This is a genomic window from Paenibacillus jepli, from assembly GCF_047238105.1.
GTDB lineage: Bacteria > Bacillota > Bacilli > Paenibacillales > Paenibacillaceae > Paenibacillus_D.
In genome coordinates this window covers 6,889,792-6,907,927 of record NZ_JBDFMD010000001.1, presented here as the reverse complement: position 1 = coordinate 6,907,927, position 18,136 = coordinate 6,889,792, and the positions used below count along the sequence as shown (strand labels likewise).

22 protein-coding genes and 1 pseudogene are annotated in these 18,136 nt (G+C 53.5%); 2 read left to right on the top strand and 21 right to left on the bottom strand.

Translation table 11 applies throughout. From position 1 onward, the window contains the following. Positions 1 to 74: 74 nt before the first annotated feature. Both ABC336_RS29580 and ABC336_RS29575 read right to left on the bottom strand, forming a co-directional pair. Positions 75 to 422 (bottom strand): c-type cytochrome, encoded by a 348-nt coding sequence (locus ABC336_RS29580; RefSeq protein WP_413242080.1) that lies wholly within the window; start codon positions 420 to 422, stop codon positions 75 to 77. A gap of 111 nt (positions 423 to 533) precedes the next feature. Further along, the gene (locus ABC336_RS29575) at positions 534 to 1,082 is read right to left on the bottom strand and encodes a GNAT family N-acetyltransferase (protein ID WP_413242079.1); all 549 of its coding nucleotides are present in this window, start codon (positions 1,080 to 1,082) and stop codon (positions 534 to 536) included. 81 nt (positions 1,083 to 1,163) lie between these two features. Here ABC336_RS29575 and ytxJ point away from each other — a divergent pair, with 81 nt between their 5' ends. Next, positions 1,164 to 1,505, top strand: a complete 342-nt coding sequence (ytxJ, locus tag ABC336_RS29570) for a bacillithiol system redox-active protein YtxJ (protein WP_413242078.1) — start codon at positions 1,164 to 1,166, stop codon at positions 1,503 to 1,505. A 60-nt stretch (positions 1,506 to 1,565) separates the two neighbouring features. On the opposite strand, the gene ABC336_RS29565 is transcribed toward ytxJ, so the two are convergent. From ABC336_RS29565 to ABC336_RS29555, 3 genes are read right to left on the bottom strand one after another with little or no spacing between them, the layout of a single operon-like run. After that, a complete protein-coding gene (locus ABC336_RS29565; RefSeq protein WP_413242077.1) occupies positions 1,566 to 1,961 on the bottom strand; it encodes a hypothetical protein in 396 nt (131 codons plus the stop codon). A gap of 35 nt (positions 1,962 to 1,996) precedes the next feature. Further along, positions 1,997 to 2,497 (bottom strand): metallophosphoesterase family protein, encoded by a 501-nt coding sequence (locus ABC336_RS29560; RefSeq protein ID WP_413242076.1) that lies wholly within the window; start codon positions 2,495 to 2,497, stop codon positions 1,997 to 1,999. A gap of 32 nt (positions 2,498 to 2,529) precedes the next feature. Then, on the bottom strand, positions 2,530 to 3,525 hold the full coding sequence (locus tag ABC336_RS29555) for a serine hydrolase domain-containing protein (RefSeq protein ID WP_413242075.1): 996 nt from the start codon (positions 3,523 to 3,525) through the stop codon (positions 2,530 to 2,532). A 165-nt stretch (positions 3,526 to 3,690) separates the two neighbouring features. On the opposite strand from ABC336_RS29555, the gene ABC336_RS29550 reads away from it, so the two are divergent. After that, positions 3,691 to 4,470 carry a YheC/YheD family protein gene (locus ABC336_RS29550; RefSeq protein WP_413242074.1) on the top strand — a complete coding sequence of 260 codons (780 nt, stop codon included), beginning with the start codon at positions 3,691 to 3,693 and terminating at the stop codon, positions 4,468 to 4,470. A 50-nt stretch (positions 4,471 to 4,520) separates the two neighbouring features. On the opposite strand, the gene ABC336_RS29545 is transcribed toward ABC336_RS29550, so the two are convergent. The 16 genes and pseudogenes from ABC336_RS29545 to ABC336_RS29470 all read right to left on the bottom strand — a co-directional run bounded on the left by ABC336_RS29545 (position 4,521) and on the right by ABC336_RS29470 (position 18,052). After that, positions 4,521 to 5,330 carry a (2Fe-2S)-binding protein gene (locus tag ABC336_RS29545; protein WP_413242073.1) on the bottom strand — a complete coding sequence of 270 codons (810 nt, stop codon included), beginning with the start codon at positions 5,328 to 5,330 and terminating at the stop codon, positions 4,521 to 4,523. A 151-nt stretch (positions 5,331 to 5,481) separates the two neighbouring features. After that, positions 5,482 to 6,018: pseudogene (gene msrA, locus ABC336_RS29540) on the bottom strand (peptide-methionine (S)-S-oxide reductase MsrA); the annotation flags it as partial. A 104-nt stretch (positions 6,019 to 6,122) separates the two neighbouring features. Then, on the bottom strand, positions 6,123 to 6,494 hold the full coding sequence (locus ABC336_RS29535; RefSeq protein ID WP_413242072.1) for a WGxxGxxG family protein: 372 nt from the start codon (positions 6,492 to 6,494) through the stop codon (positions 6,123 to 6,125). A gap of 147 nt (positions 6,495 to 6,641) precedes the next feature. Further along, the gene (locus ABC336_RS29530; RefSeq protein WP_413242071.1) at positions 6,642 to 7,481 is read right to left on the bottom strand and encodes a metallophosphoesterase; all 840 of its coding nucleotides are present in this window, start codon (positions 7,479 to 7,481) and stop codon (positions 6,642 to 6,644) included. Beyond that, the gene (locus ABC336_RS29525) at positions 7,478 to 9,175 is read right to left on the bottom strand and encodes a diguanylate cyclase (protein WP_413242070.1); all 1,698 of its coding nucleotides are present in this window, start codon (positions 9,173 to 9,175) and stop codon (positions 7,478 to 7,480) included. Before ABC336_RS29525 ends, ABC336_RS29530 begins: the two co-directional genes overlap by 4 nt. Before the next feature lie 18 nt (positions 9,176 to 9,193). Continuing rightward, on the bottom strand, positions 9,194 to 9,484 hold the full coding sequence (locus tag ABC336_RS29520; protein WP_413242069.1) for a hypothetical protein: 291 nt from the start codon (positions 9,482 to 9,484) through the stop codon (positions 9,194 to 9,196). A 33-nt stretch (positions 9,485 to 9,517) separates the two neighbouring features. Next, positions 9,518 to 10,648, bottom strand: a complete 1,131-nt coding sequence (locus ABC336_RS29515) for a PQQ-dependent sugar dehydrogenase (protein WP_413242068.1) — start codon at positions 10,646 to 10,648, stop codon at positions 9,518 to 9,520. Between the two features lie 205 nt (positions 10,649 to 10,853). Continuing rightward, positions 10,854 to 10,976 (bottom strand): cyclic lactone autoinducer peptide, encoded by a 123-nt coding sequence (locus tag ABC336_RS29510; RefSeq protein WP_413242067.1) that lies wholly within the window; start codon positions 10,974 to 10,976, stop codon positions 10,854 to 10,856. Next, positions 10,973 to 11,506: an accessory gene regulator ArgB-like protein gene (locus ABC336_RS29505; RefSeq protein WP_413242066.1), complete on the bottom strand. Its 534-nt coding sequence runs from the start codon at positions 11,504 to 11,506 to the stop codon at positions 10,973 to 10,975. Before ABC336_RS29505 ends, ABC336_RS29510 begins: the two co-directional genes overlap by 4 nt. Then, positions 11,503 to 12,126 carry a hypothetical protein gene (locus tag ABC336_RS29500; protein WP_413242065.1) on the bottom strand — a complete coding sequence of 208 codons (624 nt, stop codon included), beginning with the start codon at positions 12,124 to 12,126 and terminating at the stop codon, positions 11,503 to 11,505. The genes ABC336_RS29505 and ABC336_RS29500 overlap by 4 nt, the downstream gene beginning before the upstream one ends. A 10-nt stretch (positions 12,127 to 12,136) precedes the next feature. Beyond that, positions 12,137 to 12,319 (bottom strand): helix-turn-helix domain-containing protein, encoded by a 183-nt coding sequence (locus ABC336_RS29495; RefSeq protein WP_413242064.1) that lies wholly within the window; start codon positions 12,317 to 12,319, stop codon positions 12,137 to 12,139. Positions 12,320 to 12,492: 173 nt separating this feature from the next. Continuing rightward, complete coding sequence (locus ABC336_RS29490) at positions 12,493 to 12,792, bottom strand: hypothetical protein (protein WP_413242063.1); 300 nt, start codon at positions 12,790 to 12,792, stop codon at positions 12,493 to 12,495. 4 nt (positions 12,793 to 12,796) lie between these two features. Next, a complete protein-coding gene (locus ABC336_RS29485) occupies positions 12,797 to 13,906 on the bottom strand; it encodes a nitric oxide synthase oxygenase (RefSeq protein WP_413242639.1) in 1,110 nt (369 codons plus the stop codon). Between the two features lie 108 nt (positions 13,907 to 14,014). Beyond that, the gene (locus tag ABC336_RS29480) at positions 14,015 to 15,157 is read right to left on the bottom strand and encodes a Ger(x)C family spore germination protein (protein ID WP_413242062.1); all 1,143 of its coding nucleotides are present in this window, start codon (positions 15,155 to 15,157) and stop codon (positions 14,015 to 14,017) included. Positions 15,158 to 15,162: 5 nt separating this feature from the next. Next, positions 15,163 to 16,407, bottom strand: a complete 1,245-nt coding sequence (locus tag ABC336_RS29475; RefSeq protein WP_413242061.1) for a GerAB/ArcD/ProY family transporter — start codon at positions 16,405 to 16,407, stop codon at positions 15,163 to 15,165. After that, entirely contained in the window at positions 16,379 to 18,052 is a 1,674-nt protein-coding gene (locus ABC336_RS29470; protein WP_413242060.1) for a spore germination protein, read from the bottom strand. Before ABC336_RS29470 ends, ABC336_RS29475 begins: the two co-directional genes overlap by 29 nt. Between the last annotated feature and the right edge of the window lie 84 nt (positions 18,053 to 18,136).

Here is an 18,136-nt window from a genome sequence, read left to right as displayed (position 1 = left end):
GGGCCGCTTGGGAACGGGACAAAGCCCCATCCCTGACTTCTGGGCGATGGGGCCTGGCGAGTGGCAACGAACGGCTATTTGTGCGATACAAGCCAGTTGGCAAGCGTCCGGATCTCGGCCGGCGTCATCTGACCGCTAAACCCCGGCATACCGCCCCGTCCCTTGCCGATCACGGCCTCCAGCTCTTGCTTTGTATACTGGGAGCCGATCCGGCTGAGATCGGGTCCTACTTTCCCCCGGAGATCCGTGCCATGACAAGCTAGACAATGCTGCTTGTATAGTCCCCCTCCAGCCGGAGCCGAGGCAACCTCAGCTGGCTGCCAGGCCTGAGGCACCAGGCCGACAGCATCCGTCATGCTCGGTGCGAAGCAGAACATCACAGCGCTACACAGCAAGATGGTCCGCATCACTCTATCTCTCATTGCTATCCCTCCTTCATGTCTAGGGATAGTCTGTGCAAGAAGCCGCGCACTTATGAAAGATGGCGCAGTTCCACAGCATAGTATTGATGGCTCCGACTAACTGCCTGGACCTCAGGTAATACGTGTCGCATTGGAGAACTGCTGTACAGGACCTTGCCAGCGATCGTCGCTGAGGATGGTTTCTTTGTAACTCTCATTGGTATACTCGCCAATCACCGTTCGCCAGAACTGCTGTGATTTGATATTCTCCTGCTCCTGGCGGATCTCCCAATGACCCGGCAGCATATCGAAGATCTCTTTGACGACCACCCGGCCGATCCGCTTGCCTCGCCACTTGCGCATGATGAAAAAATCTGCCAGATTGCGTGTGGCCGGATCGCGGGGAATAAGCAGACTGAATCGGTTGATAAGCATAAAGCCAGCCAGCTTGTCATTGATCTGGATCAGGATCGGGATGCGGCCCTCCTCTGTCCTGCCTACCTCCGTCCAGTAATGATCGAGCTCGCTGTAATCAAAAAAACCGTGCTTGTCGGGATCCTTGCCGTTGAACTCACTGGTATCGTAAAGGTACATCTGCATCAGATTGCGAAACACGGACTTATCCGACTGCGGGGCGTCGATCAGCTTGATTTGATACCCCCGGTGTTCGATCAGATTCATTACGCATACCTCCTCATCTTCTCATACTTGCATCTCTGTATTGGTTTAGGGTACGATTTTCGTACAAAGGAGGAGAAAACTATGGCAAGCTACAAAGAAATCGATACCCTTGAACAATGGAAACAATTGCTGGACGCGTCCCACGACCATCAAGTCGTCATATTCAAGCACAGCACCACATGCCCGGTCAGCGCGAACGCTTTATCCGAATTCGAACACTATCTGGATGCTCATCCGGATAATGCGACAACGTACGCCCTCGTCAAGGTGATCGAATCCAGACCCGTATCCAACCAGATCGCGGAAGACACGGGAGTCAAGCATGAATCGCCGCAGATCATCCTGCTTCAGGGCGGCAAGAAGTACTGGACTGCTTCCCACTGGTCGATCACGCAAGAACATATGAAAGCAGTTATGCAATAATGCTTTGATGTCATCATGCCGCGTATCCGAACCGATTCCGATGGGAGAGGACTGCGCGGCTTATTCGGCGATCCGGTTCAGTCCGCTGTAGCGGGCGATAACCTCCATCAGGCGTTTGTGAAGCGGGAACACGAATTGCATTGCACCTAGCGTCTTTAAGCCGCTGCGGTTATGCACTGTCGCTGCGCTGACGTATAACCGATACTGATCGGTATCCGGCGTAGTACTGATATATTCCGCCCGGTCCTCGCGTTTGTTCTTGTGGGCGAAGAGGCGGCCGGTCTGTGCTTCGAATGGAGTAATACTGATAATATCCGCCAGCTTAATATGATAATTGACATGAGGTTTGTGGAAGACTAGCTCCCTCGTAGATACCGTAACCCCGTAGTTGCTCTTCTTTTGCGACAGTTTCAGTTCGCCTTCAAGCGATCGCAGCTGGATAAAGTCCGGATGCACGCCATCCCCTCCCTTGTATGATGTGTAGTGACGGCTTATTCCTTCCGGTCAAAGTAGACGATCTCCCCGCTAATCCCCTGTTCAGTGATATCCAGTCGTCCATAAGAATAGGAACGCTGTCTGCGCTTATCCGTAGGAGAGCCGGGATTAAACAGGATTACCCCGTTGCGGCGCTCATAAAGCGGGCTATGGGAATGTCCGAATACGACCATATCCACATTATCCCCTGCAAATGCTTCCGCCGCGCGTGAATCAGTCGTACCCTGGCGGCCATGCCCGTGGACGAGGCCAATCCGCTTGCCCTCCAATGTGACGATCTTCCGATAACCAAAAGCTTTGACGATCCGTTCCCCGTCGTTGTTGCCGGCAATGCCGTGTACCGGCGCGTAAGCCGCCAGCATGTCGTACACCTCGTAGCTTGTCCAGTCTCCGGCATGCAGGATCGCATCGACCTGTGACAGTTCATCCTGCAGCGCCTGAGGCAGCTGGCGCGCCTTTGCCGGCATATGCGTGTCGGACACGACAACTATGCGCATGCGACTCCCTCCGATCCCCGAATATCCATATTTCAGCCTAACGTGGCCGGGATAATATGGTCAAACAACAGTTCTTTGGCGAGCATCGCCCTGCTCTTCCCCTCAACCGACTTACGAATCACAACGACCAGCTCCAGCTCCGGCACGATAAACAAATACTGTCCTCCGTAACCAAGGGCAAAAAACAAATCACAGCAATCATTGTGCTCAGCCGTGGATACCCACCAATGGTAGCCGTATTCTCCATAAATAGGAGGCTGGTAATGAGGTAAACCTCTCGATTGAACCTTTGTTGATGCCTCAATCCATGACTGGGACAGCAGCCTTTCTCCCTGCCAAACCCCCTGCTCCAGATAGAGCAGCCCGAACTTCGCCAGATCCTCGGCTGTCAGATGCAGCCCCGCTCCGCCTTCGCTTATCCCACCGTGGCGCGCCCAGCGCACACTTCTGAATCCCAGCTTGCTGAAAAGGCGCCGCTGGGCAAACAACTGGGCCGGTTCTCCGGTGACACGGGTCAGGATGGCCGATAGAAGGTGGGAGCAGCCAGAATTGTAAGCAAAGATCTGGCCGGGTCGGTGCACGAGCGGCTGACTGGTAATAAAGCCGATCCAGTCCCCGGTACGCCGCATCTTGAAGTAAGGTTTGTCGAATTCGGGCCAGTCGAAGCCTGGGGTCATCGTCAGCAAATCCCGGACGGTGATGGCCGCTTTGCGGCTGTCTTTACTGTCGTGCAGCCATTCGAAGAAGTGTGAAATCGGCGTATCGAGCTGCAACAGCCGATCATCAACTGCCATGCCTATAAGGGCGGAGACGATACTCTTTGTACAGGAATAGACAGCGGCGATTCGGTCGCTCCCCTGCTCATGCCACCGCCAGAGCAGCTCGCCTTTTCTGACGATAAGCACATCCTTTATCGAACGATCCGGCAATTCAGCATTCATCCTGCGCAGCCGATGCTCGTCCATTCCGGCGATCCCCGGCTCGCCGGCCGGCAAGCGCATCCAACGTCCCGCAGCTCGTACGGTCATGGGAACCTCCTATTTATACTCACCTAGTATATACTTTTATTGTGAACGACCTGAGCCTAAGTTGTCAAACCGCCCGGGCAGGCAGCCGCCCCTTTGCTCATTACTCAGCATACGTCCAAAAACTATGCTGCATACCTACATAAAGTAACCAAAGAGGTGATCTTCGTGTACAAGAAAAGGTACAACAGCCGCAATATCCGCGGCAAACTGCGTGTATGCCGATACTTGCGGGCCAATCCGAGCCTCAAGAGCAATGTGCCCCACACCAAAGCGTTCACGCTGGCTAATCTGAGATCCATGACAGACAAGTATAATTCGGTGTATATTAAACCGGATATCGGCTCGATGGGAATCGGAGTCTACAAGCTGAATATGACGGGGAGTGGGTACGAGCTATACTCGACTTCCAAGCGCAAGCAGCGCCGCGATTATTTTTCGAGCCGCAGCGCCGTATATAAACATCTGAAGAAAAAGCAGGGAAGCAGCCGGATGATTATCCAGCGCACGATCCCTCTTGATACCGTAGAAGGCCGCCCTTACGATATCCGCACCATGGTCCAGCGCAAGCCGGGAAAATCATGGGTATGCACCGGATTTCTTGTTAAAGTGGGGAAGCCGGAACGTATCGTGACCAATTATTATCAGGGCGGCAGGATCTATACACTTAGCAAATGGATGCGTAAGAAGGGCTGGTCCGAGACAGCCAGCCGCGCACGGGAGCAGCAGCTGTCGGGTACGGCGCTGGCGATCTCACAAACGCTCAGCAAGCGCCGCAGCGGCATGCATGAGATGGGCATCGACTTTGCTTATGACCGGCATGATCGCCTTTGGGTCCTCGAAGTCAATTCCAACCATCCGCAATTTTACCCTTTGCGCAAGCTGGACCGGGCCGTTTTTCAAAAGATGAAGCAGTATGCCCGAAGCTACGGGCGGATGGATGCCTGAACGGCAAGAACCGTTGGGCCGGAGTTACCCGGATTGCGAGTCCTTCTCAATCAGTGGGCTGCGGCGGCGTATTGCTGCCGCAGTTCTTCACATTTTTCCGCCCGCTCATGGCCTTTAAGCTTGGGGCAAGTATAGCAATATTGCCCGCCTTCGGTTTTATGGTACAGGCAGCAGACATTTTTCATCTTCATCTGCTTGCCCTCTTCCCGATAATCGTCAATGTAACGGGGCTTTACCACCATCGGATTACGTGTACTCCCGAACACGGCCGGATCAAGAGCTTGCAGCGCCGCATAATCACTGCCCAGACGTTCGCTCACTGAACTGTGATTAGGATCGCTCAGCAGCCGTTCCACATAGAAGCCGACTCTTGTCGGCATCTGTCCCCACAAAAATCCTGGATTCAAGCCGGCTGCAGTCGCCGCTGCGTCCACTAGCGGGCGGAGTGTGCCGCTGATCAATGTCGTCAATTGTTCCTGCACCCACCGCTCCCTCTCGATAGGCTCCGCAGGCCCCTCCACGCCTTGAAACGCTTCAACAACCGTGCGAATCTGGCTATATTCACCTACCTGGATAACTTTGATGGTCAGTCGATCAGGCTCCAAAGACAGCGAACGGTTCCAGCAAGATAATGAATAAAGCAATGATATCAGCATGCCGCTGTAATAGCTGCTTAGATATGCTGCAGGCACATCAAGGTCCACCGCTTTGATGCTCCTGCCATACGCTTCTAGAAAGCTGTGCAGCTGCTCTTGCTGATGCAGATCTGCAGCCGCAGCTTCATAAAGGGTTTCATGCTGGTCCGTGGCGTCAACAACGAAGAAATGTTCTCCCAACAAACGATAATTTACAGGCATCATGCCAACCGCTCCCCTCACACTATAGCTCAATCGTTATTGATAATCATTATCAAACTATTATAGCAAGGCTGCGTCTAGAAAGCTATCCTTAGGCGGACAAAAATAAACCTGCACCAACCGATGCAGGCTGCAGCAAAGCAAGCGGCTACTTCCAATGACTGGCAATGAAGCCGTCTCTTCCGGATGCGTTGCGATACATTTTATAACGGATTGTATTTTTGCGATGATATCCTTGATGATAGTCTTCTGCTGGATAGAACGGGGCTGCCGGCACGATCGGAGTGACGATCGGATTCGTAAAAATACCGCTTTCCTTCAACCGCTTCTTGGAGGCTTCCGCTTGTTTTTTTTGCTCCGGAGTATGATAAAAGATCGATGTACGGTAGGAAGCGCCCCTATCATGGAATTGTCCTCCGGCATCGGTGGGGTCGATCTGACGCCAGAATAAATCCAGTAACTCTTCATAGCTCATCAGCTTGGGGTCGAATGTAATCTGGACGGCCTCCGCATGTCCCGTCGTCTCGGAACATACCTCCTCATAGGTAGGATTTTCCGTATGGCCTCCTGTATAGCCGGAGAGCACCTCAATGACACCGGGGCGCTCCTCGAAAGGAGATACCATGCACCAGAAGCACCCGCCTGCAAATGTCGCTCGTTCGTAAACAGGCGTTTCATTTTGTTGTTCCATTGCAATTGCCTCCTTATCACCAGAGTTTACCCTATCATTATAGCACAAGCAGGCATTAGAAAACCCCGACCTGATCGGTCGGGGCATGTACGCACGAATTCAAATTAATGAGCTTCGCGGTTCCTGCCGCGCAGTCCCGCCAAGCCGATCAGACCGAGCAGACCAAGCCAGCCCCAGTCCATTCTGTCATTGTTTGCGGCAGTTGTCCGGTAGCGGCCATTGTCCATACCATACGCGCCAAAGTTGTTGTCCGATTGAACCCGGTTGCCTTGCGTAAATCCGTTCATGCCGGCACCTCTGTTCATGGTATTGCCTCGCATGCTGCCATCCATCGATGTACGTTGAGTCGTGTTATTCAACTCGACCCCAGTATTCGATTGCTTCATCATTTTGTTTGAAGACTCGGCGAAGGTCGGTACGGCAAGCATCAGCATGAGTGAAGCAACAATCAGAAAGCTCAGCGACAGACGTTTCATAGCAGCTCATCATCCCTTCTCAAAGTAGGTGACTCCAAAAGACTCGTCTAAAGCAGACAGACTTTTCAGGTCCCGTCTTTGTTGTTCCCGGAAGGCCGAGGGCTGATACATGGATAATGATTGCTGTCTGCTGAATATCCGTATGTATTAACCTCGAACAAGCTGAATGAGACTTAGCTCGGGACGGCAGAACATGCGAAATGGAACGCCGGTTGTACCCACACCCCTATTGGTGTAAACGGGTAGCCGCCCCCGATAATTGAGCCGGTCAACATATCTGCCTCCCAATGGCGGCGTGATCAAGTGACCGAACCATGGGAGCCTGATCTGGCCGCCGTGGCTGTGACCGGACAATTGGAGTCTTACGCCTAGATTATCCCCATAGGAATCGGCATAGTCGGGCTCATGAACGAGCATAATAATGTAGTCGCCGTCTTGCGTGCCCGCAAGGGCAGCTGCCGGGTCTGGATCGGCATGCATGACATCCTCCAGCCCGATCAAAGAGATGGCGCCATCCTCTCCTTCGATACGGTGCGCAGCGTTGTGCAGCACCTGGAATCCCGCACGCCCCAGTGCATCTGTCACCAGATCGGGACGCTGCCAATAATCATGGTTGCCAAGCACAGCTACTTTGCCGAATGGCGCTTGCAGCCTGCTCAACACCGGAATACTGGCTTCCAGCAGCTCCAGTCCATCCTCTAACAGATCGCCAGTAAAACATAATAGATCAATCTCATGCGTCAGGATCGTATCCACCAGCCGTTCGAGGTCCGAAACATCATAGTGGAAGCCCAGATGAATGTCGCTGAAATGCATAATGCGAAAACCGTCAAAGGAAGCCGGCAGATCAGGAAGTGGAAGGGTAAGGCTGTCGGTATGCAGCCACCTGCGCTCGATATAATGAGCATATAGCGGCGTCCCTACCGCAGCGGTAGCCAACCCTCCCAGCGCCAAGCGGATAAACTCCCTTCTCGTCAGCTGTTTCATTGAAGCATTCTCGTCACGCGCAACTCCAGCTCGACAATGGAGAATGGCTTGGCCATATATTCCGCTGCGCCAAGGAGCAGTCCGCGGACAACGTCATCCTCCTTGCGCCGGCCTGAGAGCATAATGACTTTGGTAGGAACAGAACGTTCATCCATGGATTCCTTATACTTCTGCAGTAGTGCAAAACCGTCGAGCTTGGGCATGACGCCATCCAATATGCAGACATCAATCACATGGGTTTGAAGCAGATGAAGCGCCTGCTCTCCGTCACTGGCTTGCAAGATTTTAACGGGCAAATGACTCAGGTTGGTCACAAGTATGTTGCGAAGAATTTCGTCGTCGTCAGCTATGAGCAGCGTTTTTTGATGGGCTTCTGACGCTTCAGGAGGCTCGGCCCCTTCCTTGCCGATCACGATCTGGTCACGACCGCTTTTTTTGGCTTTATACATCGCCTCATCTGCTGTCTGCACCCAGCTTTCAGCCGTCATCGTTGCCTGCCACTGTGCAATCCCTGCAGAGAAGGTCACATGAAAGGATTGGCCATTCACCTTAGCAACCGGCTGCTGATGGACAATCTCTCGCAATTTGGAGAGCAGCTTTTCCGCTTCAATCTCCGTCGTGCCTGGCATCAGGATAACGAATTCTTCGCCGCCGTACCGAGCGATCAGGTCGGTTACCCGGGATTGATGATTCAACAGGCTGGCCAGGCCCTGCAGCACGTGATCGCCTACCGCATGACCGTACGAATCATTGATTCGTTTGAAATAATCAATATCGATGAAGGCAATCGAGATCGGTGTTGGATAGCGCTGGATACGCTGGAGCTCCGACTGAATCTGATGGTCGATGTATCGTCGGTTGTACACCCCGGTCAACGGATCCCGAAACGCCATCTGTTCATACGTTTTGCTGCGGGTCAGCAAGCTGTAGATCCGGGCAGCCAATTCTTCGTACTGAAAAGGCTTCGTGACATAATCGTCTGCCCCCAGATACAAGCACTGCATTTTGTCTTCAAGATCCTGCCGCCCCGACAACACGATCAGCGGCAGCCATTTGAGTGTCGGATCTTCTTTCAAAAACTCGAATAGATCGTACCCGGAATGCGGGTACATCATCAGGTCAAGTATGACCAGGTCGAAATGCGCCTCATGCAGCAACTGTTTGGCTGCCTGCACGGTAGAAGCCTCTGTCACTACATAGTCATCGAGTTCAAGTCTGCGGAACAAATACGAGCGCAGCGCATCCTCATCATCAATAATCAGCAGTCGGCTGCCGGCCATGGTGGGGCGATCATTGCGGATTCCCGAGTAGTCCAGGGCGAGCTCCTTCTTGCACACTTCGTATTCCATCGCCAGTTGTTCCTGGAGCTTCAAGCTGTTCTTGACAGCCGAGGGGATGAACGACGCGGGATCGGCTTCGCACTCCGACCACTCCCACACCTGCATCAACTCTTCAGCGAGTTGCCCGATGCGATGAAGTCCGAAGACGGGGGCGCTGCCTTTCATCGTGTGGAACATTCGATACAGATTTTTGCAGCATTCGAGATCGTCTTTTTCCTTTGCCTGAACCATCAGGCTGTTGATTTTGGTTAAATGAACTTCCATTTCTTGGATGAACCGCTCGCGGCCTTGCCTTAGCAATCGCTGCCCGCGGTCTTGCTTGGCGGTAAACTGTTTTGAGCTACTGGGTTCCATCTATTCACTTCCTGGGATTTAAATGGTAGGCTGCTGTGGACTAGAGTCCAAGGCAGCCATGGCAATCTGAATCAACCCTTCGAATAATGCATCATCTTCCTCGATACGATCCTCCATAGCAAATATCTCTTCCTCACGTCCTGAAGTATCCAGGAAGAACAGGCCGTATGACCATTCTTTGCCTTTCTTGCTCTGCAGCGCCATCTCGTAGGCATCGCGATGGCCTGCAAAGCGGAATTGCACGTTGCCGATATAGCCGTCTTCCTTCGAATAGGTCATTGACGCCGACAGTATCGTAATTTCGTCCATGGGCTAAACTCCTTTGATTGATTCTTCCTTCAGCTATTCTGCTTCCTGCCAATCAATCCGCAGCAGACGATCATCGTCACCGGTCGGACTGCCCCGGCCATCTGTGTTATTGGTTAAGACATAAAGACCGCCGTCCGTGTAGACGACATCCCGCAGACGCCCTACGCCGTCCAATACATCCTCGATGGGGCTGCCGTCCGCTGCGAACCGCGCCAAGCGCTCCCCGCGCAGACCCGCGATGACAATCTCGCCGCTGGGCAGGACTGCCAGGCCGGATGGAGCCAGTGTATCCTCTCCGGTATGGTAGAGCGGCGGCATCATCCCTTCCTGCTCCTCGTCGCCCTGAATCTCAGGCCACCCATAGTTGGCTCCGGCTTCGATCAAGTTCAATTCGTCGTGAGCATTGGGACCGTGCTCTGCGCTGAACAACCGGCCTTGCTCATCCCAGTCCAATCCTTGCGGATTCCGGTGTCCCGAGCTGTAAACATACGAGCCGGCTGTCGGATTGTCCTCGGGTACGCTGCCATCCGGAGCGATGCGCAGGATCTTGCCGGCTAGCGAATCCGGTTGCTGTGACAGCGACCGGTCTCCCGCATCGCCAGTAGTCGCATAGATCATCCCGTCCGGGCCCCATGCAAGCCGGCCGCCATTATGGGTGTTGCCGCCAGGGATCCCTTCCAGAAGCGGCCTCGATTCCAGCCAGCTTGACTCGGTATGCTCGAGGATGGCGATACGGTTCAGTACCTGGCCGTCTTCTTCATACGTATGATAAGCGTATGCCTGCCTGCTCTGGGGAAAGTCGGGACTCAGCAGGAGCCCGAGAAAGCCGCCTTCACCTGCCGCATGCACAGGCTTCGCCAGCTCAACCGGCTGACGGATCAGCTCGCCATCCAAGATGCTGACGATGCTTCCCTCACGTTCGCTTACATAGATGGTATCTGCGTCATGAGCGATAGACCATGGCGCTTCAAGCTGCCCGGTTAATACCTGATAACCTTCGCCTGACGGTTCCGGCTCCTCCTGGGGCGGTTCGGCTGGCGATTCTGCGGGCGACTGATTTTCCGGCGGCGGGGCTGATTCGACAGGCGCATTATTCTCCGGGGAGCCGCAGGCGCCCAACAGGAGAGCTGCTGCTGTAACTAAGGGTAGCTTCCATGTCTTCATCCTTCCATCTCCCTTCTGCAGATTATACCATCAGTATAGCAATTTTCCTCTCCCGCTACCAAACGCAGAGCAATTTGGTACGTTTGCCCTAGAAGCTGGCAAACAAAAGAAAATGGCGATGTCCAGTTAGACTGGCACCGCCATTTTCCGAGATGAAGATGGGTAATGAGCTCCTGAACCGTCCTGTTTCGTGTCCCATTTGCCGCTATTCTAACAGTTCAGCTGGTACTTCCGGTTGATTGACATACCAGATACTGGCTGTCGAGACAAGCATGACCGCCAGTGCGGACAGCATTGTCGCGACTCGGTAAGCGAGTTTTTTCTTCATTTACCTGTTCCTCCTTTCGCGCCAAAGTGAACCAGGGACAAGCTCTGGACCAAAAACGTCGCCGCTAATACCGATGAACCAATGAGGAAATTAGCTGCTACTAAAATACTACTAGAAATTTTGAGAATCGGGAAGTACTTTGGCGGGATTCTGGTTTGTTTTTCTATTTTTGACGGTGCAAACAGCAGGCATAAGAGCACGCTTATCGCATTGGCTACCCAAATCATGGTCTTATCCAGCGGCACTAGCGAAACCAGCAGGATAATGGCGGTGGATACGATGACACAGGCAATCCCGGATTTCAGGTGGTAACCGCCGGACATTTGGCGCAATACAGCAAACATTACAAGGGCGATCGCGACCTCTTGAGTTACTCCGAGCGGCCAGGAGACCAGCAAGGATAGTCCGACAATGAGGACGCCATTGACGATCGCCTCAAGTGCAAAACGCAGCACTTCGACACTTGCTGGATGGTTCGGCACCATTGCCTTCAGGTTCATCGCAAGTCTGCGGGCAATGAACGTAATCATTCTTTGGACTCCCTCCTTACAGAGAAATATAAGAACACGCCCATTGCGACAGTAAGCGCTATGATGTCGATCAGTGCATCTCGCTTATAAAGGATTAATCCGCTTAACATTAGCGTACCGAAGATAATAGTCAGGATGATGGCTTTCTCCCATTTAAGCCGTTTTTGATCAAATTCAAAAGAAAATCCCAATCCTCTGGAGTAAAGATACCGGCTCAGCAAAAAAGTAATCAAGGCGGTTAATGACTGCAGCAAGTATCCTTTATTCGGATTGCTCTGGACTTCGGCTACAGACAACCATCCAAACGACAATTCAACGATGACTGCCTGCATAAGAACGACAGCGATATATCCGCCAAGCGCGACAAATCCCGACCAGTGAATCGGAATTTTGAGAAAGGTCGTTAACAGCAGCGCAAGCAGGATCGCGTTGATCAGCGGGACGAAGCTCGCAAGCTCGTATTCGCTTCGCAGCAGTAGGCTCTGTACCGCCATCAGCATGGCGATCAGAATTGCCGGCTTATATACCTCCCTCAAACGGTATCGAAACAAGACCAGAGCAATCGAAATGACTGCCACACTTTCGAGCGAGGAAAAAAATATGAACAATGCCTCTTCCATGGTTGCACCCCTATTTTCTATGTACTTGGTACTCGATGACACTTTCTTTGGTGATTAACAAGTTGCCGGCATTGTCCTTGCGATGAGTCAATTTTCCTAATGCGCACAAACGGGAGATTTGCCTGCGGGTGACATCCAGCATTTCCGCTGCTTCAATCGCTGTCAGAACTTTCTCAAGTGCAGTTTCTTTCAACCCTTCCCCTCCTAGCCGGAACGTCTCGATCGGGACCTTTGGACAGCATCATATCACGTCCCGATCGAGACTGTCAATGTGTATAATTCGATTGCTTCGCTTCCATTCAAAAAAACCTTCCGCATGATTAACGGAAGGGAAGCTGACTTGCTTTGCTCATCTTGCAACCTGATTCATATGCCAAACCGCTCCATCTGCTCAAGCTGCCGCTCCAGCAGTAAAATCTCCCGCTGCCTGCTCCCGATCAGATCGAAATGGGGGTAATGCTGCCGATGATGGATATAGCGGGGGTCCAATCCATAGCCGATACACCAGTCGGAGAGCTTGGCGATATCGCTGCAGCCAACCTTGGTAACGGTCCGGATCCCGGGAAAGCGGGGCTCCAGCCAATAATGCGTCAGATAAGCAATCTCCCCGCGCTGCACCTGCTCCTTCCAGCGCTTCATCTCAGATCTGGTAATGCCGAATGCCATCAGATCACCTCTCACCGTGTCCGAATGGACATTGCTGATAGTCATAGGACGGCTTCACGATATCATTAGGATAACTGCGATGGAAGATCTGGGTGGCCGCCGGGGAGACCGGTGGGATCAACCAGGCCCAATTGCCAGTAACCGCTCTGCCGGCCTCGCACTCCTGCTGTTCGAAACGCACAAACTGCTCGGCTGCCGTATGATGATCGACGATGCTGACACCAGCCGACTTGTAGGAATGCATGACCGCTACGTTCAACTCGACCAGTGCCTTATCCTTCCATAACGTGACGTTGCTCTCCGTCGACAGTCCCATCAGCTGCGCCATGCGAGGCAACAGATTATAACGGCTTGTATCCGCAAGGTTGCGCGCACCGATCTCCGTCTCCATATACCAGCCGTTGAACGGAGCAGCCGTATAGACGATACCGCCGATCTCCAGCGACATATCAGCGATCATCGGCACGGCATACCATCTCACGCCAAGCTCCGCCACCGCCGGCAGTTCGGGATGACGAATCGGCACTTCCAGGATCAGCTCGCGCGGCACTGCACGCCAGCGCGGCTGTTCCTCGCCGAGCTGGATGACGATCGGCAGCACATCGAATGCCGTTCCTTCGCCCCGCCAACCAAGCTCCATGCATATATCCGTAAAAACGACCGAGGCCGGGTCACCGATCACACCGTCCGGCGTCCGGTAGCCGGCGTAGCGGATCAGCTGATGATTCCAGATCCTTACGCGGGGGTTCCTCCCCCCAGCGGGAGCAAATACAGTAATTGCCGGGCGTATCCTGCCGCCATTGGTTGCGTAGCGGATATGCTCGAACACCGCCTCGAACAGCTCGTCCACTGTGTGCAGATCCCGTGCATCCTTCACAACGAGACTATTCCAGAACAAGCGGCCGATGCATTTATTGCTGTTGCGCCAGGCGACCCGGGCGCCATATGCCAATTCATCCGCCGTATGGCTGTAGCTTCCGGTCTGATCAAGCTCGCGCTTCACCAGGGTCAGGCGGTCGTCCAGCTCGGCGTCAGACTTTCCTAGCTCAGCATAACATTGCCGGATGAAGCTCTCTGCTTCTACACATAACTGTCTATCTTCCTGAACCTGCATCGCAGACCTCGTTTTCTCCTGCTGCATCAAAGCAAACCGGGGTTTTGCTTCCATTATAGCCTAATCCCGCTTCGGCTGGTAATGTAAAAAGTCCCCGTTTTGCTGCCATTACTCCATCTCCATACCTGTATTTCGCAGCTCGAAATGATAGGAGACGATAATTTCGGCTTTCGGGAATGCCTCAGCCCAGTTTATTTTCTTCCAGATCTTCGGGTAAAAAGCGTGAATATCCTTTCCCAGCCCCAGCGCATCGCTGCGGGACTGCTGCAGCTTGCGGATCATTTCCTTGGCTTTCTCCTCCAAGAACGCATTGGCATCCCGCTCGATTTTCCGGATATCTTCAGCAGTGAACAGATCTTTGCCAAATGTCTTCTCGAGCAGATTGCCTTCCAAATGGATGTCATATTTCACCTTGACCACATCGTTCTCCAACTCGACGGATTTTCGCGATCTGATCAATTCGGTCCCGATCGTGATCAACTGATCCTGCTTTCCCTCATAGGCAAACACAAGATCGCCTCCGTCCATTTCATCATCGATACGGAGCATTTGCCAGGTATCTTCTGTCCCGAGTGTACCGACCATCCGATCGCCGCGGAACAAGGCTACACCGTTCCAGACGAGCTCGTTGCCGCTCACTTCGAGATAATTGAGAAACGGTTCTCTTCCCTTCGTTGACAGATCGATAAAAAAATTGCCGAGGTTCATATCAGGGATCGTCCCCATCTTCGTACCGTTTTCAAACATCGACATAATATAGACCGAAGGGATCTGTTCGAGATTAGGCCTGCTGCGCAGCAGCTCGCTGGCTCTGCCCTTGACGACGATCGGCCAGAGGAGGCGGCGGATCTCGGGATCTCTGCGGAACGGATCAATGATTGTATGCATACCTTGCCGGGCAAGTCCTTCGCCAAAGGCCAGGATGCGCGTCTGACCAAAAAAGATCTTTTGATTCAACCGGTTCTGCAACACCTGGATCGCCTCCAGCACCGTCCTCCCTTGCGCTTCCATGATGATAACCGCGTCTTTGGAGTCGCCGCCCCCGTCGGCACCGCTGGAGCTGGCAATCTTGAGCGGCACCGGAATCTGTACACTGACTAACAGCATCTCTGGCTGATCCTCCACAAGATCCAGACCAATCGCAACGACACTGGTGCGTTCCTCGATCTCCCGGCGGTCCCAGCAACCGCTGAGCATGGCGACTAGGAGTAAGAGCAGCAACATACGTATGGTGAACCGCAGCTTGAACAAGCCTATCACTCCTTCCCGGCACGGTCCGAACCGCCAGCCGGCTTATCGTTTCCTTCAGAGGGAAGACGTTGGCGGAGTACGCCCAGCAGCCCGAGGAACAGCGGAATCCCCATAGCGCCTCCCATTGCCATATTGCCTATAACCGTCTGAGTGGTAAAGAGCTCCTGCATGTTATTCGGCTGCATCGCCACCCAGTACAACACCGGCAGCAGGATAACCGAGATTAACCGGTGGTTTGTCAGGTTAAGGATCTGCTTCAATATTAGCGATGTCGCATAATAATAATTGGCCAGCGTCGTAAAGACCGCAGTTACCCAGACAGCCAAGAAACCCGACTCCAGCCGCTCCAGGATCAACCCCGGCACTTCAGTCGACTTGACCAGCTCCAGCGTCGGCCAGGCAAGCAGATGCAGCTCTTCATAACCGAAAACGGAAATGCCGGCGATTGCGACCAGTACATAGAGGGCCCCAGGAATGGAGATGCCCACCAGATTGTTCCTGATCAGACTCGGCCCCTGCTGGACATTGGCAGACAACAGCAGCATAACCTCGAAACCAAGCAGCGCCGGTGTCGTAATTACTACCGAGTTCAACAACGTCTGCCAGTCTATCTCAAAGAGCGGGAACAAGTTCTCCAATCGTCCCCTCTGAAAGGAGGAGATCGCGATAATCAATATCGGGACGACGATGAGCGGCAGCATGATCTCGTTGACCCGGGCCAACACCTCTACCGCATACATCGTCAACAGAAAGCCTGCTGCCAGCATCGTTATGATAATGACCTCGACCGGCGTTGTCGGCAGCATGGTCGTGGATACGACTTCACCGAACAGACGCGCAACCAGCGCGGATGCCCACCCCCAAGAAACGAACAGCAGCAACGCAAAAGGCAGCATGAGCAGTTTGCCCAGCCACCGTGCTTTTCCTGGCGTCAGCAGGTTAGCGCCGTAGGTGATGACGCTTTGCGCCTGGAATCTCCTGCTGAGCCTGGAGATGATCCACATAATCAGCATGGCGGTCAGTGTGCCTAAGACAATGCCCAGCCAGCCGCTTTGATTGGAAGCCGATACCGCTGCTCTTGGCAAGGTAAGTACGCCGATTCCAATCATAGTACTAGCGATAATAGAAGCAGATTGCCTTGGGCTGATCACGGACGCTTCCGAATTTTGCGTTTTGTCTGGACCTGACCCGCCATTGCCGGATGATCCACCTTTGGATGGCTCATTTGTCTGTGCTTCCTTCTGTGGCATTGCTGGTCTCGCCCTCCTTATCTGCTTCCCCTGACCTATTGCCCACCCGGATTGCATCCTTGGGACGAATCGGCTTCGGTCGCTTGGACATCCATTGCAGCGGCGCCCTGATCAATGTATCCTTGTTGGCATTGATATTCATGGGCGTCATCGGTGACAAATAGGAAACGCCAAACGATTTGAGCGTACAGAGATGGATAATAATAATGATCAGCAGCAGCATGATGCCATACAAGCCGAACAAGGAAGCGGCGATCATCATGGGAAACCGGAGCATACGGAGGGAGATGGCCGCGCTGTAGCTTGGCGAGGCAAAGGAGCCGATCGTCGTCAGCGCAACGATGATAACCATGATCGGACTGACGATACCCGCCTGGACGGCAGCCTGGCCGACGACGAGCGCGCCGACGATGCCGATCGTCGGCCCGATCGGCCCAGGCAGCCGAACGCTGGCCTCCCTCAGAATCTCCATGGTAACCTCCATCAGGAAGGCTTCGATGATCGAGGGAAATGGAACTGTCGAACGTCCGGCAGCCATCGCGATGACAAGCCGTGAAGGGATCATCTCGGGATGATAGGAGCTGAATGCGATATACAGGGACGGCAGCAGCAGCGCCATCCCCATGCTGACGATCCGGATGAGCCGGATCAAGGTGCCGATCAGGAATCGCTCGTAATAATCCTCCGGACTCTGATAGAACTGGGCAAAGACGGAGGGGGCGATCAGGACAAACGGCGTACCGTCACTGATGATAATGACTCTGCCTTCGAGAATATTGGCGACCGCCTTATCCGGCCGCTCGGTGTTCTGAATGATCGGAAACGGGCTGATGTGATGATCTTCAATAAATTGCTCGATGTACCCGCTCTCCAGCACAGCGTCGATGTCGATCTCTTGGATACGCCTCCTGATCTCCTGCACCAGCTTGGGATCGACGATATCTGCCAGGTACATGATGGCAATATCAGTGACGCTTCGTCTGCCCACTGACATACTTTCAACGCATAGATTGGGATCGCGCAGCCTTCGCCGGATCATCGCCGTATTGGTACGGATCGTCTCGGTAAAGCTGTCCCTCGGCCCCCGGACGACAGATTCTGTGCTTGGCTCCTCGATCCCCCGCTGCACCCATCCCTTGGTATTAAGCAGCATGACCCTAGGCAAGCCGTCGATGACGACAGCCGAGTCGCCGGAGAGCACCGCGAAGATGAGATCCCGGTAGTTCTCGCCTACTTCCAGCTCATTGATCGGAAGCTCCAGCCGGCGCAGCTCATTCTCGAGCCGGTCCGTGGACGACTCCTTGCCCTCTTGCGACAAGATATGATCGAGACTGGTGTCGAACATCCCAGCTTTGAGGATGAATTGATCGGTCATCTGCGCGGAGGACAACCCATCGATGAAAATGACAGCTGCTCGGGCAGGAGAATCCTGACCGAGATAGAATTCACGGATGACCAAGTCATTGCTTGTGCGGAGAATGTCCTTGACCTTATCCAGCACTTCGGTCAGTGTCTCGGGCAGCTTCTCCTCTTCCAGGCTGTCAAGCTTGCTTTTCGACCTTTCATTGATATGGGTGTTCATGCGTTGTTTGCGGCCGTGCGTCAACTTGGACGTCAAAGTCTGGAACAGGCTGCCTTTAAACATTGGTTAACCCCCCCACTGCAGGATAATCGGATCATAACTGCCAGGAAAGCGCAGGTTAGGGGTATTGTTGCCTCCGAGCTGGCC